Below are 15,158 nucleotides of genomic sequence, written 5' to 3'. Positions count from 1 at the left end.
AGTTCAATCGTTTGAGTAGTTATTTGAATGTAAGGAACGGTTGATATAAAGATTGGGGGCTCGACGCTTGCTCCAGCAATAGAGTTCGAACCAGTAACAAAATTGCCGGCGGTCGTGCTCGTACCTGTGAACCCCAAGTCGAAATCGATCCGGCAGTCACCGAAGAAGCGGCGAAAACGGAATTGTCGACTGTGGTAGGATTGATATTATTATTGGTAATGGCCGATGAGGTGGTCGTTCCAGAGTTATCCAGGACCACGTTTCCTGAAACGACACCATTTGCGGTGGTAATCGATGTTTGAACTGCTCCGGCCGCTGCATCAGAGTTTACCACGTTCTGCGATCCACCGGCATAAACATTATCTGTTAGCGTCATGTTTTTGACGTTTACAGAGTAATAGCCGCCCATGTTATTTCCCAAAGCGTTATCTATATTCCCCTGCTCTGTAATATTTGATTCGCTTGTCGAGCCATAAGGGTACAATGGATCGGCTGCAATACCCCAAGTAGGCGAGCCTATCCCGGATATGCTGTTCCCAATTAGTCCATCGTTTGTGGTCGTTCCATTATTGTTCAAGCCCGGGCTCGATGGATACGCATTAGCACTCGCGTTTAACTGTATGGCTCCGGTCGAACCAGATGACCAAGTACTAGAATACTCCCACAAAAGGTTATTTTCGGCAACGAAATTGGAGGCTCCGCTCCACGCGTCTATTGGTACAACGGAGCCGATTATAATGTTATTCGCGACAACGATATTACTATCGTCTACTAGCGACATGCCTGAATACCCGGAAATCAGAACATTGTCGGAGATCGAAACATTCGACGAGTCGTTTAACCAGATACCGCGACCGACTGAACCATAGCCTAAACCCATTGTGCTTTGCCCCGATATCGATCCTCCTTCGACCAGCGTCATGCCTCGGACAGTAATATTTGTATCAACGATTGGCGTTGAGTTATCTGCTTGAGCGTATTCAGTATTCAATACTGGAAGTTCGGCTTGCAGAGACGTTGAGGGGTTTGTACCGATGTCGTTTGTCGTGGTAGCCACATTTGACAAAGCTCCCCCGTCGACACCTCCATCAACCACCGTAGTACTTCCGTCAATATTGTTGATGGTCCATGTGTACCCGTTAACTTGCTGATCGAAATTGCCAATTAACTCATTGCCGTTGAAATTAGCTAAAGCGCCTAGAGTGGCCCCGTTTCCAAGAACACTTGTATTGTTTCCGAGGAGGATTGGACTGCTTGCCCCATAGTCGCCCGGATTGAAGATTACCGTGATGGAGGTTCCGGTAGGAATGGCTCTAAGTTCACTATTCAAAAGTGTCGAAATATCTGTGTTCGCCGCGTTGGTAAATTGACCTGGCACGCCTATATCGATGGTGACACTGCCAATATGAGCGTCGGGCGCAACACTCAGCGCACCACCATCTAGTTCAATAGAGTTTAGCGTAGAACCTGCCGCAACATCGAGTGTTCCACCACTGGTGACGGTAATATTTTGAAGAGCCGCTAAAGAACCTTCGATTACCGCAACATGCCCGCTTGCAATCGAGATATCCGCAGAATTACTAGTCTCCGTGAAATTACCGGTCAATTTATTTATGTCAATTAAGGCGTTCTGCAGATTTGTAGCGCTTCCGCCGACGACGTTGCCTCCGGTCAAGTTAATCAAGAACCCGCCATTTTCTACTACTGGGTCGAAAACTGTGCCGCCAGTGTTCACAATTTCAATTCCACCGGCATTGATATGAGGATCAAAGGACGTTGCCCCCTGGTGAACAATCTCTATACCGCCGAGCCCGATGGTGCTGTGTTGCGCAGTCCCACCAGATGCCAAATACTGGCTTCCACCCTGCTGAATTATTGTGTTAGTTGCCGTTCCGGCAGAAAGTACGATTTGCATTCCGCCAGACTGAATGTGAGTATCATAGTTGGTACTGTTGGCATCAATTATCCCCATACCATTGCTTGCGATAGTTAGATTGTTTGCAGTTCCTCCATCTGTGATTACTGTTCCAAGGTTCTGAATAATATCAGCGTTAAGCGAAGCTCCGGAATAGGCAATGGCTGTTCCGTGATTAAGCACCGTCAGAGCGTTGATTGTCCCGCCGACAAGCGCGTAGTCGGTGGCGGTTCCTGAAAGCGTCCCTCCGTTCAAAACGGCGCCATAATTTGTAATTATGGGGGCGCCACCTGCGGGGAAAATACCCTTCGCGACTCCTTGAGCAATGATTGTCCCAGAACCAGAAATTCCATCGATCACAGACCCTGGAAGAGCTAGAAGCGTGCCATGGGATGCGACTGTTGCCCCATGCAACGTTCCATCGGCTTCTACAACTGCTTCTCCACCGCTTTGAATTTGGAGATTATTGGAGACACCTCCTGCGTATATGATAGAGGTTCCGGACGTTGAGATCGTTGTATTTGACGAGCTGCCACCAGCATAGACGTCCAATATTCCAGCAGGCCCGACAAATGAGTCGTCCACTGCGCCACCGGAGATTACCATCTGGCTGCCCTCTGAAAAACCCAGTAAATTGACCGTGGTCCCTTGTCCCAGCCCGCCAGTTATCGTTGCACCGGTCGATATTCCACCGGATTCTACGAGCTCCGCGCCCCCAGCCGTAATTGTAGATTGTGTAGCTATTCCACCACTACCAACAGAGATTACGCCATTATAGTCGACAAGAGAGTCAGAGATCGTCCCGCCGGGCAGCACAATCAAACCCCTCCTGACCGGACTACAGTGTCAATCGCGCTCCCGCCCGAGGATACATTGACAATCGGATCACTGGCTCCCTCCCCGTCTTCTTGTAGTGATGTGGACACTAGCTCCCCGCCGGCGACTACGTTCAGTGTGCCTCCCCAAGCAACGGTTGCGGAAGTTACGGTTCCAGAAATAGTCGTAACACTGCTAAATGTTGGCGCCACCTGCGGTCTCCAAGTTTCGGAGGTGGCATTTTGCGACCTGTTGAACTCACGCTAAGTTGATAGTGTAAATGCTTATTGGTTAAGGTTCGGTACACGAATCGCGGATTAGATTACTAAGCTTTTTACTTTTTACCGCCGGAATGAAGTAGTTCACAGCACGCATAATGAAATGCGGATCAGCAGATTTATTGCGGAATAATTAAGATGTTCGGCCGTTGGCCCCTGGTACGCGGTGCAGCTGTGCCTTATGAGCTTCACTTGCTCTAGCAGTTTGCTGAAAAACTCCTGGCGGCCGGGATTATGATGTGATTCACTTTGGCTGGCAGGTTTTGTGAGGCGTGGGGTGCGGGGTTCTTTTCGAGATCAGGGCGGGATGTTTTCGTATGTTTCACCAGAAACACGGGTTCCGGCGACCCATCCGTTGCGAGCGATCCGTGCTTTGGTGCGGGATGTTCTGCATGAGATGAGCCGCAGCTTTGCCTGGCTGTATTCCAGGGAAGGCCGGCCCTCGGTGCCGCCTGAACAATTGCTGAGCGCGCTGCTGATCCAGGTGCTGTACGGGATTCGCTCGGAACGGCAGTTGATGGAGCAACTGGATTATAATCTCCTGTACCGCTGGTTTGTGGGCTTATCCCCGGATGATCCGGTCTGGAACCCGACCACGTTTAGCAAGAACCGCGAGCGCCTGCAGAACGGCGATATATTCCAGAAATTCATGAGCCGGCTGCTGAACCACCCGCGGGTGACGCCGCTACTATCGGATGAGCATTTCTCGGTGGACGGCACGCTGATCGAGGCGTGGGCGTCGCAGAAGAGCTTCCGGCCGAAGGATGGCAGCGACGATGATGGTTCGGATTTCCACGGTCAGAAGCGTAAGAACGATACCCATGCCAGCACCACCGACCCGGAAAGCCGGCTGTACCGCAAGGCCGCTGGGCGGGAGGCAAAGCTTTCGTATATGGGGCACGCGCTGATGGACAACCGGCACGGCTTGGCGGTGGGTGGCCGAGTGACCCAGGCCACAGGCACGGCTGAGCGTGAAGCCTCGGAAGCGATGTTGAAAGCCAAAGCCAAGTCGGCCGCCGGGCGGATCACCGTAGGCGAAGACAAGGCTTACGATACCGCCGATCATGTCGCCAATCTGCGCGACGCCGGCGTGACACCGCATGTCACACAAAACAACGGTGAGACCAAAACCGGCAGGCACCGCCGCAGCGCGATTGACGGACGCACCACGCGCCATCCCGGTTATGCGATGTCGCAGACCCGCCGGGCGATGATCGAGTGCATATTCGGCTGGGGCAAGCAGCACGGCACGATGCGCAAGACCAAGCTGCGCGGCGTTGCGCGGGTCGCCGGCACCTTCATGCTCAACCTGATCGCCTATAATCTGGTACGCATTCCAAAAATGGTGGCAATATAAGGGACGAGTCTGTCCGCTGGACGAAAAAAGTCCAGAAACCGGCAAGAAACTTCAATCACTTGAACCAAAATCCAGGCCCCAAAGCTAAATCAGAAAAAATAAAACCAAGTTTCGGGGTTTTTCAGCAAACTGCTAGACCGAGCGCACGAATTTAGACCCAAAAATGCGGAGTTGTTTTTATTAGTAAGTTAGCAGTCTAAGCTGACATTCCTTACAAAGACAACCTCAAAATCAGCGGACTGGGAGGGGTATGATAATACCCTCTTCGGAGGCGACTGAGCACCACCGAGGTCGGAACGTCTGTTTCTGCGCTCGCTACGTTGCGACACGCCGTTCTGTCGAAAGCTTGTCTAATTTCCGATGCGCTAGTCAGACGAAAATCACTCTTTCACGCATTCAAAAAGCACAATTGAGTGCTTCACGTAAGCCGCTCGAAGCTCCCTGCCACGCCTTATCCGTATCCGGTCCAAATCTAAGTGCTGGTTTATAATGGGCCAATTTATGTCTGAACACATTTGGAGATATTGCGGCTACACACGACGCTTAATGCTTAAACCCATCACGTCAGTAGCGCGCTGAGCCAGCCATCAATTAGCCGGGCGGGGTTTAAAAACTGCTATTTCTGTTTAATGCAGTGGCTCGTGTATCCCTCGACAGCATTTACAAGCTAGCAGTTAGTCGACTTATGTGACCTTTCTAAAAAACAAAGATGTTTGCTCGAGGTAAGCGTCGCCTGGGACGAAATATTCCAACTCGAAGCGGGGAAGATATTTATGACGGGCGTACGCTTCGGGTATGAAACTCTCTCCATAAAAACTTGAGTTCATGCGACCGCCGCCACCGACGCCTGGAATATTAGAATGTACGAATTTTCCAGAATCGTAATCTTGCCGAGCTTGGTTGAAATCTTGAAATAGCTCCGAGAGAGCCATGCTATACCCGGATAATTGTAGGCCCTTTAATTCTTCGCAAACGGTAAAAAAATCACGGCTTCGCGTGGTCACCGCAATGACTCCACCCGGGACAAGCACTCGCCAAAACTCGTTGATCCAGGCAGCAGCTGCATCCTCGGATAAGTGAGAAAACACTGAGTAAGCTACAACGAAATCAAATCGTTCGTCGGGTATCGGTGTAGGCGGATACGGGTTGTTCACAATGAAGTTATTTGTTCTGAACGATCTTTGGCATATCTGAACGAACTCTTCGGTGACATCCGTACCGAATACCTCGCGTAGCCCGAGATCTCGAATAAAGCAACGAGCGATACGTCCCCATCCTGTTCCAAAGTCCAGCAATGATGAGCCTTTCTGGAGTGATTTTCCCATCGCTTCGAAGTATTCTTTGCACCGACTATAGAAGGCAAACGCCTCGTTCACAGCATGAACTCCAGACTTGCCTACGGTGTTCAGCTGTAGCTCATCTCCGGGGAAACTTGGCAGAGGCTGACCTTCGAATATAACGGTTTGCTGTTGCGCACTGTCCCGTAGCATCTGTAGCCACTCGGTATCACTGATCATAACTTCTGCCGTCCAACTTTTTAGGAAAGGTGAATCCCAAGTCAATTACGTCGCATTAGTCCAAATTGGCAACCCCTGAAGTTTGACTTAAAGAGGCATTTTATTGATTATCGGCCGGAACGTCCTCTAAGAACAGAAACAAGAGCTTGACGATGGCCGCCTCCTTATTCGTACCCATCCGGTGAGTGACGCGTCGCTGATTTGGATTACGGCTTCCAGTTCTAAGGGAGGAGTTGGTTGAGTTGGCGTACCGGATGATCGTTGATCTGGCGGAGGGTATCGGCGAGCCAGGCTTGCGGATCGACATTGTTGAGCTTTGCGGTGACGATCAGGGAATAGATTGCGGCGGCGCGTTCGCCTCCGCGGTCTGATCCGGCGAACAGCCAGGCTTTGCGGCCCATAGCGATGCCGCGCAGCGCTCGCTCGGCGGCGTTATTGGTCAGACAAATTCTTCCATCATCCAGGAACCGCGTGAAGCTTGGCCAGCGTTTGAGCATGTAGTCCATGGCCTTGGCGATCTCGGCATGGCGCGACAGATTGGGCCGCTGGGCGCGCATCCAGGTCTCAAAAGCCTCGACCGGTGGCTTGATTTGCGCTTGGCGCACGGCTTGACGCGCCTCGACGCTTTGGCCGTTAATATCGCGCTCCAGGTCAAAGATGGTATCGATCTGCCGCAGCCGGCGGCGCCGGCCCGCCAAAGGGACGGTCGTCACGGACATAGGTCCATAACCGGCCGGTGGTGGTTTTGCTCTTGGCCAGTACGGGCACGGTGGTGTCATCGCCGTGCAGACGTTCAGCTGCCAGGACATGGGCGCGGATCATGTCGCTCAGTGGGGCCAATGTCGCGGTGCAGGCGCCAACCCAATCAGCAAGAGTGGAGGTATCGAGCTCGATGCCCTCGAGGGCAAATCTTTCACTCAATCGGTTGAGCGGCAAATGTTGGCCAAATTTCTGCTCCAGAATGGTGGCCAGCAGGTTCGGTCCGGCGCGGCCACGCGCAATGGGATGGAATGGCGCCGGCGGCTGAATGATGGTCTCGCAATCGCGGCAGGAGAATTTTTCCCGCACCGTCTGCACCACCTTCCACTGCCGGGGAATGACCTCCAGCGTCTCGGTGACACTCTCACCGAGCTTGGCCAGGCGGGTGCCGCCACAGCAGGGACAGGCTCCGGGTGCCGCAATGACCACGCGCTCACGCGGCAGATGTTCGGGGAGCGGGCCTCGCACGGGTTTGCGCCGTGACACTGGGGCCGGCCGCGCGATCTCGGAGGCGCTGACCTCCTCCGATTGTGTGGCCTGAAGTTCCTCGAGCTGCAGTTCCATCTGGTCGAGCAGTTTTTTGCTGCGCTCGGATGAGGCGCCGAATTTATCCTGGCGCAGCTTGGCGATCATCAACTCCAGATGCGCAATTGTCGCCGCCGCACCTGAAAGCTTTTGCTCTGCTTCTAACCGTGCCGTCCGCTCGGCGAGCAACGCCGCACGCAGGGCGGCGGGATCCTCCGGCAAGATGTCAGGCAGCACTTCCATAGCACGAGTGAATCATGGATTGGCGCGTTTGGGACCCCCAAAAATGCAGGCAACGCCGAAAAGTTTTATCCCACCACGCTGGGCCGCCAGGTCTGCTGCGGGTTCCGCCAATCTATGCCTTAAAGCATATAGCCGAGCTGTGCAGGAGAAATGACCACGCTGCCATCAACAGGCGTCGGCCATACAAAGCGGCCCTTCTCCAGCCGCTTGGCGTAGAGCGACATGCCCAGCCCGTCATGCCAAAGGATTTTTACCAAATCACCGCGCTTGCCGCGGAATACATACAGGTCGCCAGCATAGGGGTCACGGCCCAATGCCTGCTGCACTTGCAGCGCCAAGCCGTTCATGCCCCGGCGCATGTCGGTCACACCGCTGGCCAGCCAGACCCGGACGCCAGACGGAACAGGGATCATCCCTTCGCTACCGCAATCACCGCCCGCAGTGTTGCGGCGTCAGCTTTGCCATAGAGGCGCAGGACAACGCCGCCGGGAAAACTCAGTTCCAACTGCCCAGTGCCAAATCGCGCCGGTGCTGGTGCCAAATCGGCGTTCAAGGAAGATAAAGCCGGCTCAACAGATTCACGCGCCCGCAGCGGTAAAAATTCCGGTAAAACCGAGATCACGCCCAACTCGCCCGACCGAGCCTTGCGGCGCCAATCAAAAATCTGGCTGCGTGCCACGCCATGCCGCCGCGCCACATCCGCAATCACAACCCCAGGCGCATCCAACTCAGCCACAATCCGTAGCTTCTCTTCATCACGCCAACGCCGCCGGCGTTCAACACCCGTAATAATCTCCATCCGTCCCGTCCATAATGACGACCTTAAGGACGTACTTATGGACACCAATCCAAAACCTCAGAAGACGGCACTCACCGGGGGATACCCTTATTCACCCCTTCGTCAGGAACCGAAAGAGGTCGGCTGCGACCTCGCCTACCTTGAGTTTCCTCACGGAGGTCCAGCATGTGCAGATGCGGGCAATGCAGGCGAGCGGCCGGCTCTCATCCAGGGCAAATCAAATCGGCGCGCTCGTCCCGTCCACTAGGCGCTCATTTTCGGTCAAGCTGGTGAACGGAACACCGCACCGATGGGCGGGCTCAAGCCAGCGGTGCCAATGCGGAGAGAATGTGTTGCGGATGTTTGTCACCCTGGGGATCGACCTTGCGTCCTTCAGAGCAAATGCCAACGATGGCACGCCCCACCGCATAATCGTCAATTCCCGCAAGAAGTTGCATGATTCTGAATCCCGCCTCCCGATCGCGAGGGTTTTCTGCCCAACGCAGAAGCGAGAAAAGGTCCTTGATGTGGGTTGCCTCCGAAAACTTTAGGCCGCCAACTGCTGCAATAATACGAAGAACTTGTTAGTATTCAGTAAATGGTAAGCCGCGACACGGTTCACGTCATATGGGTCACGGAACTGGGCAGATTTCTGCTGTTATAGATCGCCGTAGCAACATGGTTCGCGGCCTCTTCGTATCCGTGGATAATCAGTTGATCCAACGCTTTCGACGCATCTCTGATAGTGGTTATGGACTTCATTGTTTCGGCTAGATTTATAATCTCGAGTGTCGCTGCGGCGCGGAGGGCATAATGGCTTATAACGGCAGTGCTTTTGTCTGAAAAATGAGAGACTGAGGAGCTAAACGCGCAAAGCATCCCAACGGTTTCTTTTTTTCTGCCGATAATGGTGGTTCCAATGACTGATTTGATGAACGGAAATGAGGAGAAAACCGGATCGTTTGCATATTTTACGATGCGATTAAGAGGCTTTATATGAGCGGCTCCCGAGTGTTTCAAGATAGAACTGCAAATGTCGCCAGTAAGCAATTCGCTGTCCCCGACGTGAATACCATCCGTGAGGTGCAAAGCGTTCGGAAAAAACGAGGCCGAAACGTAATCAACATCCAGCTTGTTTGCCATTTCCACCGCCAAAGCGGTTAAAAAGCATTCCAGTTCGCCTTGCGTGGAATCAATTCTTTTATCTACTGCGTTACCGTGGGTCGGGTGAAAAGAGATCGTCTTATCCATCACAAACATAGCGCGCTTCCTTTTCAAGCCGTATCGGCAGTCCCACCCAAACTTCATAAGGTTCTGCTTGCGAAGACAAACTGGCGTCCTAATTATTAACAGGTGATTGTTAACCGAATTTAATTAAACCTCTAATTTTGCAAGCCGAGAATGCTTAGTGAGCGTACCTATGCCGCATATCAATAGTGCAACCTATGGTAGATTCGCGAGCTATAAATCCGGGAGAGGACTTGATATTGCATATATATTCCAATTAACTAATTCATTTTGCTAACAGATAGCGCGGCAGGAGGGTGCCTCCTTCTTAATGTTGCTAAGCCTTCTGGTTTGGTTCTTGCGTTGGCGATTTCTAATCCTCGGGCGATAGATGATATCTGTACAGAAGTTAACCGTCATAGATCGCCGTCCGTATTTTCTGGCTGGGCGTCAGGCGAACCTGACCTAACTCGAGTTTGCGCCCCAGATGGTCGGAGCCGGTTCGCTGGATTGTAAAAGTTGCTTGTCGCAAATCTGCCGCAATGGTTCAATTGCCAAACAACCCGGGGTTACATTGTCGGCTGCCTTTTTTTGGAGGCTGAGCTTTTTGACGTTACTAGCCCTTCCGCTCCTAACAGAGGCGCAGACTGTCTATCAAGCGCAGAGCGCCGCCCAACAGCATTCCTTCAAGGATACGGTGGTTTGGTTGAATACTAAGTCGGGTATCTATCATTCTGAGGGCGACCGTTGGTATGGACGCACCAAGCATGGCGCTTATGTTTGCCAATACAAGCAGCTTTATACCGCCTCGCGGGAGTGGGCGCGCAATCCGCCGCAGCCGCAATACCGGTGGAAAATGCTGAGCAGATGCACGACTACATCCTGTTCATGGACAATACCGGGTTGCGCCCGGATGAGGCGGGGAACCTGGAGCACCGGGATGTGGCGATCGTGACGGATCATGCCACGGGGCAGAGGATCCTGGAGATCGAGGTGCGGGGTAAGCGTGGGGTGGGGTTCTGTAAGAGCACGCCGGGGGCGGTGCGGCCTTATGAGCGGCTGCTGAACCGGCCGAAGCCAACGCGGGGACTGCAGAAGCGGAATTGCTCAAAGACGAACCCGAATGAGAAGCTGCCGGTGGAATTGCCGGAGCCGACGGACAAGGTGTTCCCGCAGGGCGGGCAGTTGAAGCTGTTCAACCGGATTTTGGACAAGGCTAAGCTGAAGGCCGATCGGGATGGCAAGCCGCGTACGGCTTACAGTCTGCGTCATACTTACATCTGCCTGCGGCTAATGGAAGGGGCGGATATTTATCAGATCGCGAAGAACTGCCGGACCTCGGTCGAGATGATCGAGAAGCATTATGCAGCACACATCAAGAACACCCTCGATGCCGCCGCCATCAATGTGATGCGGCCGAAGGCGGCCAGGCAGGCGGAGAAGCAGGCGAAAGCCGTGACAAATGGGAAGGGCAGGGGCGGTAAGGCAATTGGTAAGGCGAGGCGAGGGGAAACGACTGTACCTGAGGCCCGAGAGGCCGAGTTGCGGGTCACGGATACGGATCTGGCGCCAGGGGCGCTGACAGAGGAAACTAATGGGTAGCGCAGGCTCTGCCGGTTGGGGACGGGCGTGGGCCCGGCCAGACAGCGAGCCGCTTGGCGGATCGAGCAAAAAACGCACCCCTTGCGGGTGCGCAATCAGGGGCTCGGCCCGATTAACTGTTTGGTCCCTACAGCTTCAATAAAAATCATGGCGGTGGGGAATAAGATGCTAGGGGAATAGCGTAACCTGATTACCTCCCTGGCGCTTTGACAGATACATCGCCTCATCTGCGTGTCTGAGCAAAATTTCCGGTTCGGAAAAATCCAACGGATAGAGGGTGGCGCCAAGGCTAGCGGTGATTTTATGCTGATCATCCCACCGATTGCAGTTAATGCTGATGGCAATGACGATGCGGTTGAGGATCGACAGAGCTTCCTGGGTTGAACGCAGAGCTTCGAGGATGACAACGAATTCGTCGCCACCAAACCGCGCGACCATGTCGATATCGCGTATGGCGCTTTGAATGGCATGGGCCACGAGAAGCAAGCGCTGGTCGCCGGCGGCGTGGCCTAGCTCATCGTTGATCTGCTTAAAGCCGTCAAGATCGATCACGGCGAGGGCCATCAATGACTGAGTCCGGCAGGCGCGTTTTTGGGCGTCGACAAGGCGGAGCATAAAGGTTCGCCGGTTGGGCAAGCTCGTCAGGGGATCGGTGAGGGACAGGTTCTCAAGCCGAGTCTCCAGGGCCTCACGGTAGATAGCGGAGCCGGTGAGGGCGGCGAACATTTCGGCAATGGCGAGACTTGTGGCGCTTGGGGGGGGGCAGGCTCATGGTGCAGCCAGGCGACAGCGATGGCGCCGTTGAAACCGGCGGGGCCAGGCAGCGGCACAACTAAATTGGCACGCAGCCCCGCCGCGACAAAATCAGGCATGGAATCCGCGCTATGGGGGTAATCCGGTGTAAACAGTGCCTGACCCGATACGAGCGCGCGCCCGACTGTGCCTTCACTGGCGGAAAAGCTAAATTTGACTATGGGGGTTTGGTTGAGCTGCTCCAGCCCATGGAACAGTTTATAGCGCAATTGCTCAGGGCCATCGTAGACGATTAGGGCAACGCCATCAGCGCCCAAGAGGCCGGCTAGGCTCTCGGCGGCAGCGGCAAAGAATTCCGGAAAGGAGAAAATTTTGAGCAAGCCCGTCGTGGCCTGGACAGCCATCTCCCAACGCTGTCTGTCATCCCAGGGTGACTGCTCTATATCGTGCATATGTTTATGTCCGCATGGCCTCCGTTTGACATCCGTATCGTCCCAACTAGGCCATGGCGAGTGTGTGCGGCCCAAAAACCGACGAACTCAAGAAAGTGTGATGTCTTTTGTGGTCCTGGCAAGCTCTGCCCAGCATCCGCCATATCACTCTCGAGGTACAATACACATTATAGTTTACAAACTTAAAATGTGTAAGCGGGCGACGCATGCCGCATCGACATGCGGCAATTAGTGGGACGGAATTTTGCCCGGCTGCGCAAGGTCATGGGCCTTACGTAAGAAGAAGTCGAGGTGCCGTCAGGGGTGAGGCAGCAATATTTGACCGGCCTAGAGCGGGGGCAGAGGAATCCGACCGTGATCACGTTGTATGAATTGGCGCAGGTGCTCGAAGTTACCGTGGCTGATCTGGTACAGGCGGATGAGGAAAGAAAAAACGCCAGGTAACGCCGCTATCCCACGTGAGCCCGAGGCACGGCAATCGAGTCACGTCTTGAGGCGTCCGGGGTGATGACTGCGGAGAATAACGAGTAATGCTACACTGGTCTGAGGAAGCCTATGGCCTAACAAAAGCGATCCGCCTGGCGGATTGCCAGAGAGCGCTCACCCGGCGGGTGCGCAATCAGAGGCTCGGCCCCGCTTAATAAGTCGCCAATGTAGGGTGTATGTCTCTGACTGCGATTAAGCCACCTCTCTTAATGTCGAAACGAAACGTTCAGAGAAAAACTTCCGAGTTTGGTAAAGAACGGACGATAGCGGCCTGTCTGGTGTGGAGCGGAAAATAAAGTAAGCGGCCATTGGCGACAGGCGGCATGGGGTCCGGTTGGACATAGGCCGACCCCGGAGTTGGTCTTAAGAATGAACGCTCGAGGCGTCCAATGCCAACCGCAGCGCGCCCATATCTTCCAAGGGGCCACGTATATTGTCGCCTCAATCGCCTATTATTACAAAAGTCAGGGGTAACCGTGCTTCTAAAGCGCTAAATTCTTGGGCCGAAATGGACGGAGCGCAAAATAATCCATGGACCATGCCATCGAGAGGACGTCTCAAAACTCGTCCCAATTCTCGTCGCTCGTGGCGACCAACCTGGTGCCAGTAGTTACGTTGGCGCCCAGGCATGATTTTTGTTTCGCGGCTTTACGGACAGCGGGAAAGCCTTGAACGCTGCTCACCGCAGCTTGACTTCGCCTATCCCGCCCCAATTCAAAGCGACGAACGAGCTCGTCCATCGCCATCACTTCTTTCTGAAGATTGGAAGCGGCGGCATTCGTCTCTTCAATCATGGACGCATTTTGCTGCGTGACTTGGTCCATCTGGTTTACCGCTGCGTTCACCTCGGCGAGCCCGGTAGCTTGCTCTCTAGCTGAGGAAGCGATATCTGCCATCAGTTGGTCGAGGTTCGTAATGTTCGTAACAATGCCAGTGAGCGCTGTGCCGGCGTCGCCGACCAACTTCACGCCTGCATCGACATCCCAGAACTCGCGGTTATCAGTCCCTTGATTTCCTTCGCGGCGGCTGAACAGCGCTGCGCTAGTACCCGGACCTCGGAGGCGACTACGGCAAATCCGCGACCTGCATCACCGGCTCGCGCCGCTTCTACACCAGCGTTCAGCGCGAGAAGATTCGTTTGAAAGGCTATCTCATCGATGACGCCGACAATCTGTACAATTTTCTTGGAAGACGTGGCGATCTTCGCCATGGCATCGACGGCATTCAGGACCGTCTGCCCTGACTTGACGGCCTCCTCCTTGGCTGCGTTCATGGAGACGGCAACAGCCTGGGCCCCTTCAGAACCTCGTTTTAACGTGGTACTGATTTGATTGAGAGCTGCAGCCGTTTCCTCCAACGACGCGGCTTGCTGTTCTGCACGACGAGCCATCAAATCGGAAGCCGATGAAATTTCGCTGGATCCGAGGTGGATGGCTTCGCTAGCATTGACCACGGTCAGCAAAGACAGGCGCAGGGTCTCACGAGCGCGGTTATAATTGTCTCTGAGTTGCTTGTAACCGTCGGCCACCTCCTCGGTCATAGTCGAGGTCAGATCGCCGGCCGCAAGGCGCTGCAAATGCGCGGCGAGCGCAGTGGTGACCTGCATCAACTCTTGATCCGCCTTTGCCTTCTCACGGGCCTGGGTTTCTTCGGCCTCGATGTTAGCAGTAATGTTCTGAGCGAATGCAATCACTTTCATAACGCGCTTCGAGCGATCGAGCACCGGATCATAGGCGGCCCGCACCCAGACAACTTTGTCATCTTTGCCGCGACATTTGAAACGTCCGGAAACCGCCCCACCCGACTTTAGCTTTTGCCAGAAATCATGGTATTCTTGCGACCCTGCATAAACTGGCTCCACAAAAGTGCGATGATGTTTACCCACCACTTCGGCCCGGGTGTAGCCGAATACGGATAGGAAATTGGCATTTGCTTCTATGACATGACCGTCTGATGTAAACGAGATCCCGACCTGTGATCGGTTCAGCGCTTCCAGAGTCAGGAATGCCTCGTCGCGCCACGCGTCTAAGTTCCTATCCTCTTTGAGCTTCCCGAACATGTTCTTTTCCCTTGACTGCGATCCTACCGTTTGGATGTTTTTTACCCTTGCATACAAAACGTAAATGAAGGTCTAATTACTAATTTACTCTTATGAATTTTGTTAAAATCTTCGATCCGATGGCAGAGTGAATCGCTCTTGTAGAATTGGTTCAGGTCAAATTGCCTAAGACTATAAACAAACGAGTCAACTTACTCCGCAGATCTGGGAGCGTAAATTCTGGCGCCAAAACCTTATGGCCCAAATATTTGCTGATGGTATTCTCGATAAGCCCCGTCCACCGATTAATTCCGCTAAGAGGGATCTTTGACGAATATGCCAACGACCGATCACGCTGATTAAGTCCATGGCGATCACATCTGAAAACCTCCGTCAAACCAGCCAGGGAGAG

At 53.8% G+C, this 15,158-nt stretch carries 12 protein-coding genes and 1 pseudogene; 3 read left to right on the top strand and 10 right to left on the bottom strand.

Annotated features, from left to right (window positions below; all coding sequences use genetic code 11):
* Positions 1 to 19: 19 nt before the first annotated feature.
* The gene (locus GT370_RS10365) at positions 20 to 2,731 is read right to left on the bottom strand and encodes a hypothetical protein (protein WP_270184325.1); all 2,712 of its coding nucleotides are present in this window, start codon (positions 2,729 to 2,731) and stop codon (positions 20 to 22) included.
* Positions 2,732 to 3,286: 555 nt separating this feature from the next.
* On the opposite strand from GT370_RS10365, the gene GT370_RS10360 reads away from it, so the two are divergent.
* Positions 3,287 to 4,366, top strand: coding sequence for an IS5 family transposase (locus tag GT370_RS10360; RefSeq protein WP_083878918.1), 1,080 nt, complete (start codon positions 3,287 to 3,289; stop codon positions 4,364 to 4,366).
* A 683-nt stretch (positions 4,367 to 5,049) separates the two neighbouring features.
* On the opposite strand, the gene GT370_RS10355 is transcribed toward GT370_RS10360, so the two are convergent.
* The 5 genes and pseudogenes from GT370_RS10355 to GT370_RS10335 form a co-directional block, all read right to left on the bottom strand.
* Positions 5,050 to 5,883, bottom strand: coding sequence for a class I SAM-dependent methyltransferase (locus tag GT370_RS10355; RefSeq protein ID WP_083878875.1), 834 nt, complete (start codon positions 5,881 to 5,883; stop codon positions 5,050 to 5,052).
* A 221-nt stretch (positions 5,884 to 6,104) separates the two neighbouring features.
* A pseudogene (gene tnpC, locus GT370_RS10350) lies at positions 6,105 to 7,410 on the bottom strand (IS66 family transposase).
* Between the two features lie 119 nt (positions 7,411 to 7,529).
* Positions 7,530 to 7,823: an IS66 family insertion sequence element accessory protein TnpB gene (gene tnpB / locus GT370_RS10345; RefSeq protein WP_008495679.1), complete on the bottom strand. Its 294-nt coding sequence runs from the start codon at positions 7,821 to 7,823 to the stop codon at positions 7,530 to 7,532.
* Positions 7,820 to 8,209: an IS66-like element accessory protein TnpA gene (tnpA, locus tag GT370_RS10340; protein WP_083878872.1), complete on the bottom strand. Its 390-nt coding sequence runs from the start codon at positions 8,207 to 8,209 to the stop codon at positions 7,820 to 7,822. The genes tnpB and tnpA overlap by 4 nt, the downstream gene beginning before the upstream one ends.
* A 597-nt stretch (positions 8,210 to 8,806) precedes the next feature.
* Positions 8,807 to 9,448, bottom strand: a complete 642-nt coding sequence (locus GT370_RS10335; protein ID WP_008495677.1) for a hypothetical protein — start codon at positions 9,446 to 9,448, stop codon at positions 8,807 to 8,809.
* A gap of 816 nt (positions 9,449 to 10,264) precedes the next feature.
* Here GT370_RS10335 and GT370_RS10330 point away from each other — a divergent pair.
* Positions 10,265 to 11,017: a site-specific integrase gene (locus GT370_RS10330; RefSeq protein ID WP_270184324.1), complete on the top strand. Its 753-nt coding sequence runs from the start codon at positions 10,265 to 10,267 to the stop codon at positions 11,015 to 11,017.
* Positions 11,018 to 11,185: 168 nt separating this feature from the next.
* Here the strand turns inward: GT370_RS10330 and GT370_RS10325 are convergent, their stop codons facing one another.
* Positions 11,186 to 11,743, bottom strand: a complete 558-nt coding sequence (locus GT370_RS10325; RefSeq protein ID WP_270184323.1) for a GGDEF domain-containing protein — start codon at positions 11,741 to 11,743, stop codon at positions 11,186 to 11,188.
* Complete coding sequence (locus GT370_RS20855; protein ID WP_333490055.1) at positions 11,659 to 12,174, bottom strand: GAF domain-containing protein; 516 nt, start codon at positions 12,172 to 12,174, stop codon at positions 11,659 to 11,661. The genes GT370_RS10325 and GT370_RS20855 overlap by 85 nt, the downstream gene beginning before the upstream one ends.
* A 339-nt stretch (positions 12,175 to 12,513) precedes the next feature.
* On the opposite strand from GT370_RS20855, the gene GT370_RS10320 reads away from it, so the two are divergent.
* Positions 12,514 to 12,666, top strand: a complete 153-nt coding sequence (locus tag GT370_RS10320) for a helix-turn-helix domain-containing protein (protein ID WP_333490054.1) — start codon at positions 12,514 to 12,516, stop codon at positions 12,664 to 12,666.
* Between the two features lie 599 nt (positions 12,667 to 13,265).
* Here the strand turns inward: GT370_RS10320 and GT370_RS10315 are convergent.
* Positions 13,266 to 13,676, bottom strand: a complete 411-nt coding sequence (locus GT370_RS10315) for a hypothetical protein (RefSeq protein ID WP_270184322.1) — start codon at positions 13,674 to 13,676, stop codon at positions 13,266 to 13,268.
* Positions 13,673 to 14,767, bottom strand: a complete 1,095-nt coding sequence (locus GT370_RS10310; protein WP_270184321.1) for a methyl-accepting chemotaxis protein — start codon at positions 14,765 to 14,767, stop codon at positions 13,673 to 13,675. Before GT370_RS10310 ends, GT370_RS10315 begins: the two co-directional genes overlap by 4 nt.
* Positions 14,768 to 15,158: the final 391 nt, after the last annotated feature.

It is taken from the genome of Acidocella sp. MX-AZ03 (assembly GCF_027626035.1).
In the GTDB taxonomy this organism is placed as follows: domain Bacteria; phylum Pseudomonadota; class Alphaproteobacteria; order Acetobacterales; family Acetobacteraceae; genus Acidocella; species Acidocella facilis.
The sequence above is the reverse complement of the archived record's forward strand: the minus strand, read 5'-3'. Positions and strand labels throughout refer to the sequence as shown.